The 16,342-nt window shown below is 66.1% G+C and carries 15 protein-coding genes; 12 read left to right on the top strand and 3 right to left on the bottom strand.

Translation table 11 applies throughout. The annotated features are described in order from the left end of the window. Window positions 1-6: 6 nt before the first annotated feature. The 4 genes from IDF66_RS06860 to IDF66_RS06845 all read left to right on the top strand — a co-directional run bounded on the left by IDF66_RS06860 (window position 7) and on the right by IDF66_RS06845 (window position 4,144). Entirely contained in the window at window positions 7-180 is a 174-nt protein-coding gene (locus tag IDF66_RS06860) for a hypothetical protein (RefSeq protein WP_190266147.1), read from the top strand. A 154-nt stretch (window positions 181-334) separates the two neighbouring features. Next, complete coding sequence (locus tag IDF66_RS24015; protein WP_190266146.1) at window positions 335-1,924, top strand: HNH endonuclease signature motif containing protein; 1,590 nt, start codon at window positions 335-337, stop codon at window positions 1,922-1,924. A gap of 158 nt (window positions 1,925-2,082) precedes the next feature. Continuing rightward, on the top strand, window positions 2,083-3,378 hold the full coding sequence (locus IDF66_RS06850; RefSeq protein WP_190266145.1) for a benzoate/H(+) symporter BenE family transporter: 1,296 nt from the start codon (window positions 2,083-2,085) through the stop codon (window positions 3,376-3,378). A gap of 109 nt (window positions 3,379-3,487) precedes the next feature. After that, window positions 3,488-4,144 carry an LGFP repeat-containing protein gene (locus IDF66_RS06845; protein ID WP_190266144.1) on the top strand — a complete coding sequence of 219 codons (657 nt, stop codon included), beginning with the start codon at window positions 3,488-3,490 and terminating at the stop codon, window positions 4,142-4,144. 61 nt (window positions 4,145-4,205) lie between these two features. On the opposite strand, the gene IDF66_RS06840 is transcribed toward IDF66_RS06845, so the two are convergent. Next, entirely contained in the window at window positions 4,206-4,772 is a 567-nt protein-coding gene (locus IDF66_RS06840) for a maleylpyruvate isomerase N-terminal domain-containing protein (protein WP_190266143.1), read from the bottom strand. Window positions 4,773-4,817: 45 nt separating this feature from the next. On the opposite strand from IDF66_RS06840, the gene IDF66_RS06835 reads away from it, so the two are divergent. The 4 genes from IDF66_RS06835 (at window position 4,818) to clpB (ending at window position 10,498) form a co-directional block, all read left to right on the top strand. Beyond that, window positions 4,818-5,261, top strand: coding sequence for a MarR family winged helix-turn-helix transcriptional regulator (locus tag IDF66_RS06835; protein WP_190266142.1), 444 nt, complete (start codon window positions 4,818-4,820; stop codon window positions 5,259-5,261). An 80-nt stretch (window positions 5,262-5,341) separates the two neighbouring features. After that, window positions 5,342-6,880, top strand: coding sequence for a class I adenylate-forming enzyme family protein (locus IDF66_RS06830; protein ID WP_190266141.1), 1,539 nt, complete (start codon window positions 5,342-5,344; stop codon window positions 6,878-6,880). Between the two features lie 52 nt (window positions 6,881-6,932). Continuing rightward, the gene (locus IDF66_RS06825) at window positions 6,933-7,781 is read left to right on the top strand and encodes an acyl-CoA thioesterase domain-containing protein (RefSeq protein ID WP_190266140.1); all 849 of its coding nucleotides are present in this window, start codon (window positions 6,933-6,935) and stop codon (window positions 7,779-7,781) included. Window positions 7,782-7,945: 164 nt separating this feature from the next. Continuing rightward, a complete protein-coding gene (clpB, locus tag IDF66_RS06820; protein ID WP_190266139.1) occupies window positions 7,946-10,498 on the top strand; it encodes an ATP-dependent chaperone ClpB in 2,553 nt (850 codons plus the stop codon). A 180-nt stretch (window positions 10,499-10,678) separates the two neighbouring features. Here the strand turns inward: clpB and IDF66_RS06815 are convergent, their stop codons facing one another. Beyond that, window positions 10,679-12,223 (bottom strand): MFS transporter, encoded by a 1,545-nt coding sequence (locus IDF66_RS06815; RefSeq protein WP_223309127.1) that lies wholly within the window; start codon window positions 12,221-12,223, stop codon window positions 10,679-10,681. Window positions 12,224-12,366: 143 nt separating this feature from the next. Here IDF66_RS06815 and IDF66_RS06810 point away from each other — a divergent pair, with 143 nt between their 5' ends. Further along, window positions 12,367-13,014, top strand: coding sequence for a TetR/AcrR family transcriptional regulator (locus tag IDF66_RS06810; protein WP_317628607.1), 648 nt, complete (start codon window positions 12,367-12,369; stop codon window positions 13,012-13,014). Between the two features lie 29 nt (window positions 13,015-13,043). Here IDF66_RS06810 and IDF66_RS06805 read toward each other — a convergent pair whose 3' ends face one another. Further along, complete coding sequence (locus tag IDF66_RS06805) at window positions 13,044-14,678, bottom strand: dihydroxyacetone kinase family protein (RefSeq protein ID WP_190266138.1); 1,635 nt, start codon at window positions 14,676-14,678, stop codon at window positions 13,044-13,046. A gap of 155 nt (window positions 14,679-14,833) precedes the next feature. On the opposite strand from IDF66_RS06805, the gene IDF66_RS06800 reads away from it, so the two are divergent. Genes IDF66_RS06800 through IDF66_RS06790 form a run of 3 tightly spaced genes read left to right on the top strand, consistent with a single transcriptional unit; the run spans window position 14,834 to window position 16,324 of the window. Further along, window positions 14,834-15,448 (top strand): DNA-3-methyladenine glycosylase I, encoded by a 615-nt coding sequence (locus tag IDF66_RS06800; RefSeq protein WP_190266137.1) that lies wholly within the window; start codon window positions 14,834-14,836, stop codon window positions 15,446-15,448. Window positions 15,449-15,497: 49 nt separating this feature from the next. Further along, window positions 15,498-15,938, top strand: a complete 441-nt coding sequence (locus tag IDF66_RS06795; RefSeq protein WP_190266136.1) for a nuclear transport factor 2 family protein — start codon at window positions 15,498-15,500, stop codon at window positions 15,936-15,938. An 8-nt stretch (window positions 15,939-15,946) separates the two neighbouring features. Continuing rightward, window positions 15,947-16,324, top strand: coding sequence for a PPOX class F420-dependent oxidoreductase (locus IDF66_RS06790; RefSeq protein WP_223309125.1), 378 nt, complete (start codon window positions 15,947-15,949; stop codon window positions 16,322-16,324). Window positions 16,325-16,342 lie beyond the last annotated feature (18 nt).

The following is a 16,342-nucleotide window of genomic DNA, read 5'->3' as shown; positions in this document are numbered from 1 at the left end:
AGGCGTATGGCCCGACCGCACATCGAACTTCGTGATGCGACGGTGACGGACGAGGCATGCCTGCGATGGTGCTGGGCCGCGGAGGTCGATCCGTCGGTGGACGATGGGATACCCGACGCCTTTCCCGACGAGGTCCGTCTCTGTATGCAGGCCGAGACGCGCTCCGTGTGGACGCGTTGATCTCGTCGTATCCGAGTTGTCGGTGGGACGGTTTAGTCTTGTCGTAGTTGATGTGACGCGGGTGTGCTTCTCTTGTTGACGGGCGAATGTTGTTGGTGTCCTGTCGATCTTGTCCTTCGCGGTGTCCGCGAGGGTCTCACGAAAGTCCAGCACCGTGTGCACCTTCTCGGATGCCTTTGCCGATGATGCCGCAGCCGATCATGCCGCAGCCGGCGATGCCATGCTGTCGTCGCTGCGGGGTGATCAGGTGGCCGATGCGGCTCGAGACCTGGTGCGGTTGAGTCGGCAGGCCGAGGCGCGGGCGGTGCTCTTGGCCTTTCGGATCGGGCAGGCGGCTCATGACGAGGTGTTGTTCGCGCTGTCGGCGGAGCGGCAGATGATGGTGCGCAATCAGGCCGACAAAGCCGCCGTCGGGGAGATCTCTCTGCAACTGGCGATGTCACGGATCAAAGCAGGCACCTGGTACAAGCTCGGCGATGCACTGCAACGTCACCCCAAGATCCGCCTGGCCTATCTCGCCGGCGACGTGAGCACGCACCGGATGTCGGTGATGGTGCACGCCCTCGAGTCGGCGCCAGTGCCGAGCCCTGCTGTCGAGTCGGATGCCGAGGCCTCAGACCCCGAGACGTCGATCGATGATTCCCAGGTGGACGATCTCGACTCCGGTGGGCCGGCCGACGACGAGTGCGGTGATCCCTGCGACGCATCTGGCGAGGATGCTCCGCCGGATCTGGAAGACCGTGCGCTGGAACTGTCCTCGCATCCATCGACCGACGCCGTGTTGCGCGATGAACTCGAAGCACTGGTCATCAGTCTCGACCCGGCAGCCGCGGCAGAGACCCGCGAGGGGTTCACCGAAACCTGGCAGAACCTCACCATCACCAATGACAGTTCCGGACACGCGAACATCGACGCCTGCGTGCCGGCCGAACACGGCGTGGCCCTGCGGGAACAGATCGCGGCCTTGATCGCGGCCAGGGTGTGCCGGAACGACCGGCGCACAATAGGCCGACTACGCGTGGCAGCATTCGCCGAACTGGCCGGACTGGGCGGCCGACTGCACTGCACCTGCGGCGGAGACGGCTGCTGCGTCGGCAACGCCGATTCGCAGGCGGCGGGCGACCCCGGTACCGCCCGGCATCGGCCTCATCGCCGTGACGAATCGGATGAGCGGGCCGAATCCATCGAAGCAGAACCGCTGTCTGAGCTCGTGCTGCCCGAACTGACCGTCGTCATCGATCCCCTCGGCATCGAGGTCCCCCGGCTACGGGGCTACGGCGCGATCGACCCGGTCTTGGCGGCGGATCTGAGCAGCCGCGCCCGGGTCGTATCGCTGCCGGAAGACCCTCGAGATCGGTCGGCAGGACTGCTGGTCCGTGACCGCGGCCCCGCACCACCGGTCGATCGGACCGGGCACGGCGGCTTCGACCTTCCGCCGCCGGGAGCGCTCATCTACACACCGTCGACACGGATACGTGGCGAGATTCTGCTCTCGGACCACTACTGCCGATACCCGTATTGCGGCATGCCTGCCGATCAGTGCGAGATGGACCACCTGGTGGCCTTCGACCCGCGTGAGCCGCACGTCGGTGGCTGGACCGTGCCCGAAAATCTCGCACCGATGTGCCGGCCCGACCATCAGCGCAAACACCAAGGCTTCTGGCTCCCGACCATGCACACCGACCGCACCATCACCTGGCGCAACCCCAGAACCGGACAGGAGATCATCACGTACCCGCGCTGACCGGAGTGTGGCTGACGCGGGTGACCTCTACCGATAGTCGTCATCGATCAATGGGGCGAAACTGAGTCTTTCTCGTCCAACAATCGTCGACCTACGCTCGAACATCGGCCACCAAGCGCCGTGTTGGAGCAACCGGCGGGACGAGGAGATCTCACGTCATGTCCGCGCCCGAGTCCGTAGCGGAGACAACCGAGGACCGTCATCACTCGACCGGTTCGGTCGTGGAGCGTCCGAGCGGTCGGCTCCTCCGACCTCGCGAGGTGCTCCGCGACCTCGGCGGCACCTACATCGTCAACGGGGTCGTCGGGCTGATCTTCTCGGCCTCCGGCCCGGTGGCGGTGATCCTGGCGGCCGGGTCCGCCGGGAAGCTCGACGCGACGGTCCTGTCGTCGTGGATCTTCGGTGTATTCGTCCTCAACGGCGTCCTGACCCTGATCGCCAGCTGGGTGTATCGCATGCCGCTGGCGTTTGCATGGACGATCCCCGGGACCGTACTCGTCGGTGCATCCCTGAAACACCTCTCCTGGGCCGAGGTGCTCGGCGCGTTTCTCGTCAGCGGACTGTTGATCTTCGCCATCGGACTGACCGGGCGCGTGCGAAAAGTCATGTCGGCCTTGCCGACACCGATCGTGATGGCGATGGTGGCGGGCGTCTTCCTCCAGTTCGGTATCGACATCGTGCGTTCCGTCGGTGCGGATCCGGTTGTGGCGCTTCCGATCGTGATCGCATTCTTCGTCCTGCAGTGCCATGGCACCCTGTCCCGGTGGATGCCGCCGATCATCGGCGCATGTCTGGCAGGCGCGGTGGCCGTGGCGGTGAGTGGCAAGTTCCACCTCGGCCACGAGACGGCGTCCTGGTTGGCGACCCCACTGGTGCAGGCGCCCGACTTCAGTGTCCGCGCAATGCTGGAATTGGTGGTCCCGCTGGTGATCACCGTGATCGTCGTGCAGAACGGTCAGGGAGTCGCCGTGCTGAAGTCGGCAGGCCACCAGCCACCGGTCAACGTCGTCACGGTCGCGTGCGGGGTGTGGTCGATCCTGTCGTCGGCAGTCGGGGCGATCTCGAGCTGCCTTGCCGGACCGACCAATGCGCTGCTCGTCGCCGGCGGAGAACGACGGCGCCAGTACACCGCCGCACTCACATTCGGTGTGCTCGCCATCGCGGTCGGGTTGTTCGCCCCGCTCTTCGTCACGCTGATGGAGGCGATGCCCGCGGCCTTCATCGCCACCGTCGGCGGGCTGGCGCTGCTGGGTGCTCTCCAGAACGCATTCCGATCGGCGTTCAGCTCGCGGTTCACGATGGGTGCGCTGGTGACGTTCCTCGTCTCGATCTCGGACCTGAGCTTCTTGAACATCGGCTCGGCATTCTGGGGTTTGATCGCGGGGCTGGTGGTATCGAGGCTGGTCGAGCGGGCGGACTTCCGGACCGGAGCCGGGCCCGTGGCGCCTTCCTGATCATCCCGGAACCGGCTTGACCAGCGAATACTATTGCGGCTCAAACCTTCTGAATCCGACATTTCACCCCGCATCCGGCTCGCAGGCCCGCATACGTAGACTCCGGAACATGTCGAGACTTCAGACTTCGCTGCGGCCGATCCCTTCCGCGATCTCTCCCTCTCGTCCGGCCGGGCGCTCGTCCGCCACGCGGCGAGCCCTCGCGGCGTCGCTGATTCTCGCCGTTTCCGCCGTCGGGGGCGTTCTCGGTGTCGCGCGTCCGGCAGCGCCGGCCAATGCGGACATGGTTCTCGGCGGTCACTCCGTGGGAGGCAAGATCGGGGACGCATACATCTTCAGCGGGGGCATCCTCAAATGGGGTATGCCGACCGGCCCCGAACATGCCGCGGCCAAGGGCGGTCGCTTTCAGAACTTCAAACGCGACGCGTCGTTCTACTGGCATCCGTCGGTGGGTGACGGCAAGCCGCACGAGGTGGGTGGCGCCATCCGCCAGCGGTGGCAACGGATGGGCGCGGAACGCGGTCCGATGGGGTACCCGACCAGCAGTGAACTCAAGGTGGGTAGCGGAAGCCTGAACAACTTCCAGGGCGGCGTCATCTGCTTCAGCGATTCGGGCGGTGTTCAGGTCGTCCGGGGCGGAATCCTGAAGAAGTGGCAGGCACAGAAGGGTGCGGCCGGGTATTACGGCGTGCCACTCGGAGGCGAGTACAAGGTGGGTGGACGCTACGCCCAGGACTTCCTGAACGGCACGATCTTCTGGCCGTGACGAGGGTCGGATCGGTTCGCAGGGTTTCGATACGCATCGGACTCGCTCCGCTCGTGCGACGCTACTCAACCAGCGGTGACGAACCACTCGTCTGACTGCTCCGGCCGAGAAGTCCCAGCGCGCGATGCCACGCGTCACCGTCCACGACGTCGCGGACCGGGCCGAAGACCGCGTCGGCCCCTCGATCTGTCGGGATTCGTTCTGCTTGTGCAAGAACGAGTTCCACGATGTCGGGGGATGGTCGGTAAGCGTCTCCGAGAGCGTCCCACACGTGGACTGCCAGGTCGAGCGTATGTATCGCCAGGACGGCATCGAGGGGAAACACCTCATCGGTGATCTCGACCAGGCGTACCTCGCCGGCGGGATCACCGTCGATGGCCGTGGTCAGTGCGATCCTCGACTCATCCCAGAGAGTGTGAGATCGCGGCCGGTAGGCGGACCGGTCGGCGTCGCCGTCGGCGATCGCGTCGGCGAACCCGAAGTTCTGGCCCACCATGTGGCAGACCAGATCTTCGATCGTCCAGCCCACGCAGCGGCTTGCGTTGGGCATCATCGCTGATGTGAGTGCGTCGATCATGTCGTCGGCATCGGTCAGTGCGCGACGATGGAGTTCGGTGAATGTCGTCATGGGGTAATCATCTACCACGGTAGATGAAATTGGAAGGGGCAATTCGTGACGGGTGACGATCGTGGGATGGATCTCGGCGCCGCGGCCGGGGCGCTGGCCCGCGCGATGGTGGCCGCGGAGACGCCGATTCTGGACGAGGCGGGGCTGTCCATGTGGGAGTACGTGGTGCTCGATGCGCTCGCCGACGCCACCGCGATCTCGCAGGCAGACCTGTCGCAGCGGACGCGGCGCGACCCGACCCGGCTGGGTCACCTCCTCGACGCATTGTCCGACCGGGGACTGGTCGATCGGGCGCGATCCACTGATCGCAGGCGGGTGACGGTCTCGATGACCATCGCCGGACAGCAGGCGCATGCGAGGGTCAAGCGGCAGATCCGTGCGATGGAGGAATCGTTTCTACGGTCAGCCGTCGGCGACGGCGGTGGGGCGACGGCCCGGGCGCTGCTGAGCAGGCTGGGCCAGGCGGCGGGGGAGTTGTCCACCGACTGACGACGACCGGATCGGCCGACGCGCCTGGGCATTTGGCCGACACCCGACGCGGATCGAACGGTGCGGAGTACAAACAGGTGATGACCGACAACGCCGTCATCGAGATCAGTCGCGACCACAATCCGTTCGGCCAGGACGGGGTGGTGCGGGACGCCACCGGGATCCTGCGATACGCGGACGTCCCGGCGACGTTCATCGACGTTCTCCGCGAGCGGGCCGCCGCCCAGCCGGATGTCGAGGCCGTGGTCGAACTCGGTGGTCGCCGATTGACCTATGCCGAGCTCTGGGACGCGGCCGCGCGCGTCGCAGGTGGTCTGCGAGCTCAGGGCGTGGCAAACGGGGATCGTGTCTCGGTCCGCTACGCGGCAGGCGTGGACTGGGTACTGGGCTTCTGGGGCACCGTGCTCTCGGGCGGGATCGCCGTCGCGGTGAACACCCGATCGGCTGAGCCCGAGGTGGCGTTCGTCCTCGAGAACGCGGGGGTCACACTGGACCTGGCTCCGGGTACGGCGCTCCCGGATGGCGAACCGTACGCCGTCGACACGGCGACGGCGGGCGACGTCGCGGCGCTGTTCTACACGTCGGGCACCACCGGCCGCCCCAAGGGCGTCCCCACCACACATGAAGCCTTTGTCGCCAACGCCGAGAACATGATTCGCTGTTCCGGTCTCTCCCGCGATGTGGGCGCCGACTATCGGACCCTGATCTCGGTGCCGTTGTTCCACGTGACCGGTTGCAACTCGCAGCTCCTCGTCGCCACCTACGTCGGTGGGACGTCGGTGATCATGCCGCAGCTCGACGTCGGCGCGTTGGTGGAGGTGCTCGTGGCCGAGAAGATCGGTTACATGGTCACCGTGCCCGCGGTGTATGCGCTCCTGCTGCGCCATCCGGCCTTCGTGGACGCGAACGTTTCCGGTGTCCGCGTTGTCGGGTATGGCGGCGCGCCGATCGCGCCGTCGACGGTGCAGGAGATCCAGGCGGCGTTCGGCGACGCCACTGTCATGAATGGCTACGGAATGACCGAAACGGCCTCCCTGGTCACGGTTTTGCCCGACCGGGATGCCGTCGAGCATGCCGACTCGGTGGGATACGCGGTGCCGTCGGTGGACATCGGCATCGTGCCGATCTCCGACGACCCGACGATCGGCGAACTGGTCGTTCGGGGAGCCAACGTCGCGACCGGCTACTGGGAGCGACCCGACGCCGACGCCGAGACGATCGTCGACGGCTGGCTGCACACCGGAGACGTGGTTCGCGTGGACGACGCCGGACGCGTCCACATCGTCGACCGGATCAAGGACATCATCAATCGCGGCGGCGAGAACGTGTCGAGTATCGAGGTCGAGGCCGTGCTGCTCTCGGCGCCTGGTGTCGTGGACGCCGCGGTGGTTCCGGTGCCCGACGACGTGATGGGGGAGAAGGTCGGGGCACTACTGGTTTCCGAGTCCGGCGAACTCGACCTGGATGCGGTGCTCGACCACTGCCGGGAGAACCTGGCCGACTTCAAGATCCCGCAGTTCGCGGTGGTGTCCGGAGAAACGCTGCCGCGCAACGCCGGTGGAAAGCTGCTCAAGAAGAGGATTCGCGAACAGGTGCAGTGGGGCGACCCGCTGCGCTAGGGATCGGACCGGTTCGCGGGGTATGACCGCCCTCAGGTGATAGACACAGTGGATGCCGACATACTTCACCAGCGCCGATGGCGAGACCCTGACCCCCACCAAGTGGGCCGGCAGTCCGTGGTCGGAGAAACAGATCAGCGGGCCGGTGGTGTGTGGCGCGTTCGCGCGGGCGCTGGAACGACATGTGCCACCGGACTTCATCCCCATCCGCCTGACGGTCGACATGTTCAGCCCGGTCCTCAAACAACCGTTCACCGTGGACACCGAGGTCATGCGGAAGGGGTCGCGCATCGTGGTGGTGGACGCGGAGATCGTGCAGGACGGCAAGCCACGGGCGCGGGCCGCAGCGGTGATCGCCGCCGCGGCCGACGATCCGCGCGGCGAGACGTGGCATGCGCCGGTCGACGAATTGCTGACTCCGCCCGATCGAACCGCCCGCGACGGCGGGGACGTCCCGCTGTTCCGGAGCGGTGATCAGGACTGGTCCACCGACTACCTCAGCAACCAGAACGCGCTGCGCAAGAGTGTCTGGCAGGACCAGGGTCATCTGATCGAGGGGGAGGAGTCGTCGGGATTCGTGCGGGCGGCGATGGTCGCCGAGAACACCAGCATGGTCTGCAACTGGGGCTCCGAGGGCGTCGGTTTCATCAACTCCGACCTCACCGTCGCGCTGTCCCGCATGCCGCACAGCGCCGATTTCGGTCTGCTGGCCATCGATCAGTTGATGGGCCGGGGAGTCGCGGTCGGCAGTGCGTACCTGTTCGACCGCGACGGCGCTTTTGGCATCGCGACGGTGTCCGCGCTGTCGAATGTTCGCCGTCAGCTCGATCTGGCGAGTCTGGCCGAAGAGCACGGATGGGACAACAGGGGTGATGCCGAGGGTGGCCCGACTCCTCCATGAGGTGTCGGGCCCGGACTTGTCGCGATACTGGCCGAACCGAGCGCCGCGGGCACATACGTCGTCAGCAGCAGAACTTGAGCGGAATAGACTCAACTCTGCTGGCGTTCTCAGTCTCGTATGGCTCATACTTGAGCCTGTTAGACTAAAGAGAGAAAGGTACGCGAGTGGACAGCTTCAACCCGACCACCAAGACACAGGCAGCGCTGAGTACTGCTGTGCAGGCGGCGGCCGCTGCCGGCAATTCCGACGTACGTCCGGCTCACATCCTGGTGGCGCTGCTCGATCAGTCCGACGGCATCGCCGCACCGCTGCTCAAAGCGGTCGGCGTGGATCCGTCGACCGTTCGTGCGCAGGCCCAGGGGCTGGTGGATCGGGCGCCGACAGTGGCCAGTGCGAGCGCGCAGCCGCAACTCTCCCGCGAGTCGATCGCGGCGATCACCGCAGCTCAGCAGCTGGCCGGTGAGCTCAGCGACGAATACGTCTCCACCGAGCACATCCTCGTGGGTCTCGCGACCGGCGACTCGGACACTGCCAAGTTGCTGGCCAATGCGGGCGCGACACCCCAGGCGTTGCAGGAGGCGTTCGTCGCCGTGCGCGGCAATGCCCGCGTGACCACACCCGACCCCGAGCAGACCTATCAGGCGCTGGAGAAGTACTCCACCGACCTCACCGCGGCTGCGCGTGAGGGCAAGCTCGACCCGGTCATCGGTCGTGACACCGAGATCCGCCGCGTCGTGCAGGTGCTCTCGCGCCGCACCAAGAACAACCCGGTTCTCATCGGCGAGCCCGGCGTCGGCAAGACGGCGATCGTCGAAGGGCTGGCCCAGCGGATCATCGCGGGCGACGTCCCCGAATCGCTGCGGAACAAGACGGTCATCTCCCTCGACATGGGATCGATGGTCGCCGGAGCCAAGTATCGCGGCGAGTTCGAGGAGCGGCTGAAGGCTGTGCTCGACGAGATCAAGGGCTCGGCCGGACAGGTCATCACCTTCATCGACGAGTTGCACACCATCGTGGGTGCAGGCGCGACCGGCGACTCCGCGATGGATGCCGGCAACATGATCAAGCCGATGCTCGCCCGCGGTGAGCTGCGACTGGTCGGCGCCACCACGCTCGAGGAGTACCGCCAGTACATCGAGAAGGACGCAGCGCTGGAACGCCGGTTCCAGCAGGTGTACGTCGGGGAGCCGACGGTGGAGGACACCATCGGCATCCTGCGTGGTCTGAAGGACCGCTATGAGGTGCACCACGGCGTGCGCATCACCGACTCCGCTCTGGTGTCGGCGGCGACGCTCTCGGACCGCTACATCACCGCGCGCTTCCTGCCCGACAAGGCCATCGACCTCGTCGACGAGGCCGCGTCGCGGCTGCGCATGGAGATCGATTCCCGTCCCGTCGAGATCGACGAGGTGGAGCGGATCGTCCGTCGGCTCGAGGTCGAGGAGGTCGCCTTGGAGAAGGAGACCGACGCGGCGTCGAAGGAGCGGCTGGAGAAGCTGCGCGGCGAACTGGCCGACCAGAAGGAGAAGCTCAACGAACTCTCCGCGCGCTGGCAGTCGGAGAAGACTGCCATCGATGCGGTCCGTGACCTCAAGGAGCAGCTGGAACAGCTTCGTGGAGAGGCGGATCGGGCCGAGCGTGACAGCGATCTGGGCCGTGCGGCGGAACTCCGTTACGGCAAGATCCCGAGCCTGGAGAAGGACCTGGCTGCCGCGTTGGAGAAGACCGGCACCGATCCCGGCCAGGACGTGATGTTGCAGGAGGAGGTCGGCCCCGACGACGTGGCGCAGGTCGTGTCGTCGTGGACGGGTATCCCGGCAGGCCGCATGCTCGAAGGTGAGACCGCCAAGCTGTTGCGGATGGAAGATGAACTCGGACAACGTGTCATCGGCCAGAAGGCGCCGGTCCAGGCGGTGTCGGACGCGGTGCGTCGGGCACGTGCCGGTGTCGCGGACCCGAACCGTCCGCTGGGATCGTTCCTGTTCCTCGGACCGACCGGCGTCGGCAAGACCGAGCTCGCGAAGGCGCTGGCGGAGTTCCTGTTCGACGACGAGCGTGCCATGGTGCGGATCGACATGAGTGAGTACGGCGAGAAGCACAGCGTCGCAAGGCTCGTCGGTGCACCTCCCGGCTACGTAGGGTACGAGTCCGGCGGTCAGCTGACCGAGGCGGTGCGGCGACGTCCGTACGCGGTGGTGCTGTTCGACGAGGTCGAGAAGGCGCACCCGGACGTGTTCGACGTGCTGCTGCAGGTGCTCGACGAAGGTCGCCTGACCGACGGTCAGGGCCGCACGGTCGACTTCCGCAACACCATCCTCATCCTCACCTCGAACCTCGGCTCGGGTGGTGACAAGGACCAGGTGATGGCGGCCGTCCGCGCAGCCTTCAAGCCCGAGTTCATCAACCGCCTCGACGACGTCGTGATCTTCGACGCGCTGAGCCCCGAGGAGCTCGTGTCCATCGTCGACATCCAGCTCGCACAGCTCGGCAAGCGCCTCGCGCAGCGTCGACTGGAACTCGAGGTGACGCCGAAGGCCAAGGAATGGCTGGCCGAGCGTGGTTTCGATCCGTTGTACGGAGCGCGACCGCTGCGCCGGCTGGTGCAGCAGGCGATCGGAGATCAGCTCGCGAAGTCGTTGCTGGCCGGCGACATCCACGACGGCGACGTGGTGCCGGTCGATGTCGGTGCCGACGGAGAATCGTTGGCGCTCGGCTGATCCGGGGTCGTGTGGGCGGAGTGGGTCCGGCGTGGTTTCGATACGCGTCGGACTCGCTTCGCTCGTTCGTCGCTACTCAACCAGCGGGTGCTGGGCGCTCTATCAGCGGGTGCTCGCTACTGAGCCCCTGCACCGAAACGGTGCAGGGGCTCTCGGCCGCCGGTAGTGGTGTGTCCGCGATCAGGCCGCGACGACCGCCGCATTCTGCGGTTCGTCGCCCAACTCGTGGCGTCCCATCCGGATCATGCCGGTGATGACCAGGAACGCCAGGAACATGAACCCCGCTCCGCAGTAGAAGGCCACGTCGTAGCTGTGGATACTCGCCGCCATGAAGCCCTCCGGGTTCACCGGAACAGGCTGTCCGGTGGAGCGATCGAGCGCCATGGCACTGCGGCCGTCGTTGGACAACACCTGCGCCACAATCGTGCTCAGGAGTGCCACGCCGACCGAGCCGCCGACCTGCTGGGATGTGTTGACCAGCGCGCTCGCCACACCGGCGTCCTTCTCGTCGATACGGTGCAAGGCCACCGACTGCATCGAGACGAACACCAGGCCCATCCCGAGCGCGATCAGGAGCTCACTGGGCAGGATGTGCGCCAGCCACGTCGAGTCCGAATCCAGTTGCGCCAGATAGAGGTAGCCGAGAGCGCCGGCGAGTGTGCCCGCCATCATCAGCGGCCGCGGTCCGAATCGGGGGAGCAGCGAGCTGGCCGCGGCGGCCGCGACGATGATCCCCGCCGGGAACGGCAGGAACAGGACACCCGCCTGCAATGGAGTGTGGCCCATCGTGTTCTGGAAGTAGTAACTGAGGAACAAGAACATCGCGAACATGGCGGTCGGGACGATGAACGCCACCAGATAGGCCCCGCCGCGGTTCAGGTCACCCGGGATACGTAGCGGCAGCAGAGGGCTGGTGCTTCTCAGCTCGATCATCACGAATGCGACCAACAGCGCTGCGGCGGCAGCGAACAACAGGATGGTCGATGGTGCGCCCCAGCCGGATTCAGCTGCTCTGGTGAAACCGTAGACGAGACTGACGAGCCCCAGGGTGACGGTCACCGCACCGGGGAGGTCGTAGTGGCCGGTCCGTGCGGACGGCACGTCCCGGATCACCAGGATCAGTCCGCCGATCGCGGCAACGATCGCGATCGGGGTGTTGATCAGCAAGGTCCAGCGCCAGGAGAAGAACTCGGTGAGTGCACCACCGGCGATCAGGCCGATCGCGGCGCCACCACCGGACACGGCACCGTAGACCGCAAAGGCGCGGGCCCGCTCGCGGTGTTCGGTGAACGTGACGGTGATCAGGGACAGCGCCGCCGGCGCGAGCATTGCCGCGAACACCCCCTGCAGGGCGCGTCCGGCGAAGAACGACATACCGTCCCAGGCGAATCCGGCCATCGCCGACGACGCGGCGAAACCGGCGAGCCCGATGAGGAACATCCGCCTGCGCCCCAGGTAGTCGGCCATTCGGCCGCCCAGGAGCAGGAGTCCGCCGAACATCAGCGTGTACGCGGTGAGCGCCCACTGGCGATTGGCATCGGAGATGTCGAGATCGGATTGGGCAAAGGGTAGGGCGATCGTGATGATGCTGGCGTCGAGCACCACCATCAGTTGGGCCAGCGCGATGATGCCCAGCGCCCACCAGCGACGTGAGTGTGCCGGAGGCGCGGACGAGGGTTCGGAGTCGGGGAGATCTCGCGAGAGAGCGGTGTCCGATGTGGTCAAGAGGTCCTCAATCCTGAGAGGTGGACTATCGGTGCGAGCCAATAGTGGCAGAGTCAGACAGAAGTCGTCAAGAGACAAAATACGGAGTCAGTCAATTGGCGCACGCTGCAGAAATTCTTGGCCGGAAGAGTTACAATCTCGTCGTGACACCTGCTGAATGCCGAACAGGCCAGCTCAAGGCCGGTCTTCGCGAGCGCAAGAAGCTGCAGACGCGCGATCGGCTGATAGCCGCGGCCCTGGATCTGTGCGATACGCAGGGTTTCGAGTCGACAACAGTCGAGCAGATCTCAGACGCAGCCGACATCTCGCCGCGTACGTTCAACCGGTATTTCGCCACCAAAGAGGACGTCATCCTGGCGCCCGCCGAGGACATGATCGCCGCGATGGCCGCATCCCTCGACGCGCAACCGCGGACCGGAAACCCCTTCGAGGCCCTGGTCAACGCGCAGGTTCAGATCTTCTGCGGCGAGTGTCCCACGGGTGCTGTCGACCTGACCCGATTCGAGACCATGAATCGGATCATCCAGAGCGCGCCGTCGGTGAGCGGCCGCAACACCGAACTCGCCGAGAAGAAGTACCGGAGCATCACCGACAAGGTCGCCGAGCGGATGGAACTGCCCGCCGACGACAGCCGGGTGCGGGTCGTCGTCGCGGTGTACATGTCGCTCATGCACCTGTCGATGGACGCCTGGCGATGTGACCAGGCGGGCGCGCTTGCTGATTCGGCAGTCGCTGCGGAGACCCTGGCCGCGACCTACGAGACATTCCGCGAAGTCGTCAAGAGCGTCTGAGCGTGCGGGCGCCCCCTGAGTAGGCGACGTCAGGTCGACTCGGCCGCGGCCCGGTAGAGCCACGAGATCACCAGCGCACCGGGATCGACCACACCACGCGCGTTCTCGCCGACGTAACTCGCTCGTCCCTTGGAAGCAGTGGTGTCCCTGGTGGATTCGGCGCCCTCCTCTGCCTTGTCGGCAACGGTGGGCAACGCCTCATCGTTGGACAAGGCCCGGGCGGCCGGGCTGAGCGCGTCGACCACCGTGTTGTCGCCGACCTCGGCACCACCGAGGTCTCGGATCTCGGTGAGCGCCGATTCCGTTCCCACCCGCAACGCGGTCGCGAAGTCGTCGGAATCCGCGAAAGCCTCTGCCAGTTCACGGAACAAGACGCCGAACACGGCGCCGGACGTGCCGCCCGCACGCACCAGGTACGACGTGCTGATGGCGGTGAGGACCTCGGCATCGGTCCCCTGTAACGGCAGATCGAAGTGGCCCAGCGCGGCCTTCATGTTGGTGCCGAAGTCGCCGTCGCCTGCCTGCTGATCGAGGGTCGTCAGATCGTCGATCGATCCCAGCACCTGCCCGACGAAATCGGATAACCACGCGGATTCCGTGCCGTCGGCGGCCGAGTCGTCTGGTTCGGCGAAGGTGATGTCGGAGATCGCGGGACGACCACGCGCAATGGTCGATGGCCATGCAGGAGCGTCGGTCTCGTCGTCGAAAAGCGACCGGACCTCGTCGTCGAGCCGGACGAGTGTGATCGAGAAGCCGGTCATGTCCAGGGCGGTGACAAACGTTCCGACCATCGATCGCTCGACGGCGATCCCACGGGCATCCAGTTCGGCAGCGACCTCCCCGAACACCAGCGACAGTTCCAGCGGATGGGCCGAGCCCAGCCCGTTGACCAGGCAGATGACCCGCTCACCTCTTTGCAGGCCCAAGGATTCCGAAATCCGTTCCAGCATGCGAGAAACCAATTCGTGAGCGCCCACCCGGGTGGTGCGCTCCTCGCCGGCTTCACCGTGGATTCCGACACCGAACTCCATCTCGCCGGGATCGAGTTCGAAGGTGAGCCCGTCGGCGCCGGGGACCGTGCAGGCTCGATAGGCGACCGCGATGCTGCGTGCGTTGTCGGCGGTCCGCCTGCCCAGTTCGGCGACGTGCGCGAGGTCGAGTCCGCGTGCAGCCGCTGCGCCACAGACCTTTTCGACGATGATGGTGGCACCGGTGCCACGTCGGCCCGGACCCGTTTCGGATTCGGTGGCGACGTCATCGGCGACGACGACGTGGTCGGTGGCGACGTCATCGCGCAGAATGTGGCGAGCGATCCGGAAGTTCATCACGTCGCCGGTGTAGTTCTTCACGACGTGGAGAACGCCCTTGCCACGGTCGGCCCACCGGGTTGCGCCGACGATCTGCAGGGCATTGGGTGAGGTGAACACGAGGCCGGGGCACGCGGCGTCGATCATGCCCGCGCCGATCATCCCCGAGTGCATCGGCTCGTGACCCGATCCGCCGCCGGAGATGACGCCGACCCGGGGCTCCTCCGACACGTCGCGGCGGTGGAGAAAGCCGGGGTCAGGCTGCCATGCGATCGACGGGTGGGCGGCGACAAAGCCGCGCAGTGCGTCGGTGATGAATGTGTCCGGGCTGTTGAGGACGTACTCATGCGGGGTCACGTGTCCAGGGTAGGTCGGCCTCGATACGCGACTCACCCCGTTCGCCGCTACTCGGCCGGCAACAGGGTGAACGGAGGCAGGCGCCTGAATACGTCGCGGCACGACTGTCGGGCGCCGGCGGTAGGGTGCGGTTGGCGATCGAACGAGGAGGGCCCATGGCCTTTGTGACCACCGGCGACGACGGCGTGACGCGGTGCGGGTGGGCGGGCGTCGAACCGGAGACGACCTACCACGACGACGAATGGGGCTTTCCGCTCGACGGCGACGACGCGTTCTTCGAACGGGTGGCCCTCGAGGGTTTCCAGTCCGGTCTGAGCTGGCGCACCATCCTGACCAAGCGCGAGAACTTCCGGGCGGCCTTCTCCGGATTCGGCATCGAGAAGGTCGCGAGGTTCACCGAGTCCGACGTCGAACGGATGCTCGCCGATGCGGGGATCGTTCGTCACCGCGGCAAGATCGAGGCGGTCATCAACAACGCACGACGTGCGGAGGAACTCATCGAGAGCGAAGGGTCACTGTCGGCGTACTTCTGGCGATACGAACCGGAATCCGAACCCGAGCCACAGACCCAGACCACCTCGGCAGAATCCATCGCGCTGTCCAAGGACCTCAAGAAGCGCGGCTGGAAGTTCGTCGGCCCGACCACCATGTTCGCGCTGATGCAGGCGAGTGGGATCGTCAACGACCACGCGCACGAGTGCGTGATCCGGCCCCGAGTGGCAACGGCCCGGTCGTCGGTTCGTCGCCCGGCACGCACCGAGAACGCCTGACCTTCGCGTGCTTGACTTCAACTGAACTTGAGGTCTTAGCGTCGCGACCATGACCAATTCAGTGATCGAATCCGGCCGGGAGAGTCGTCCCGCGCTCCATGACGAGTCCGTCGATGTCGGGACGGTGGTCGGCGAACTGCTCGACCATCTGCACGGTGGGCTCGACGGTGCGTCCGCGGACACCTACGACGACATGTTCGCCGACGACATCCTCTGGGGGACCCCGAAAGGCCGGGTTCTGAAGGGCTTTGCACCACTGAACGCCATCCACCGGCAGATGGTTCCTGCGAAAGTGGCGCCCGAGTCGAGGTTCGAGGCGGCGCAGGCGATCGCGCCCGCGCCGGGCGTCGTCGTCGCACAGGTCGGGAGGCATGCGATCGATGGCGGATTCTCCGAGATGGCGATGTACGTGCTCGTGGAGCGAGCGGGGCGATGGTGGGTGGCAGGCGCCCAGAACACGCCGATCGTCGATACGCTGCCGACGCGATGAGGCCGGCGATGAACGAGTCCGAGCTGATGAACCCCGACATCCTCGAGTATCTCGCGTCGCAGCGGCTCGGTCGGCTGGCCACCGTCGACAAAGACGGTGCGCCACAGAACAGTCCGGTCGGTTTCCGGATCAATCGTGAATTGGGCACCATCGACATCGGTGGCTGGAACCTGACGCGGAGCCGGAAGTTCCGCAACCTCGTCCGAAACGACCGGGTGGCCTTCGTCGTCGACGACATCGCGTCTTTCGATCCGTGGCGCGTGCGCATGGTGGAGATCCGGGGGCGCGGCGAGCAGGTGATCGGCGGCACGGGGAACCGGTCGGGGATGGATGACGCGCTGATCCGGGTACATCCCCTCCGCGTGATCGCGTTCGGGGTGCCGTGACCGATCGGGTGACGTCCG

This window comes from Gordonia hankookensis (assembly GCF_014673215.1).
GTDB classification, from domain to species: domain Bacteria; phylum Actinomycetota; class Actinomycetes; order Mycobacteriales; family Mycobacteriaceae; genus Gordonia; species Gordonia hankookensis.
This window is presented reverse-complemented; position numbering and strand designations above follow the sequence as displayed.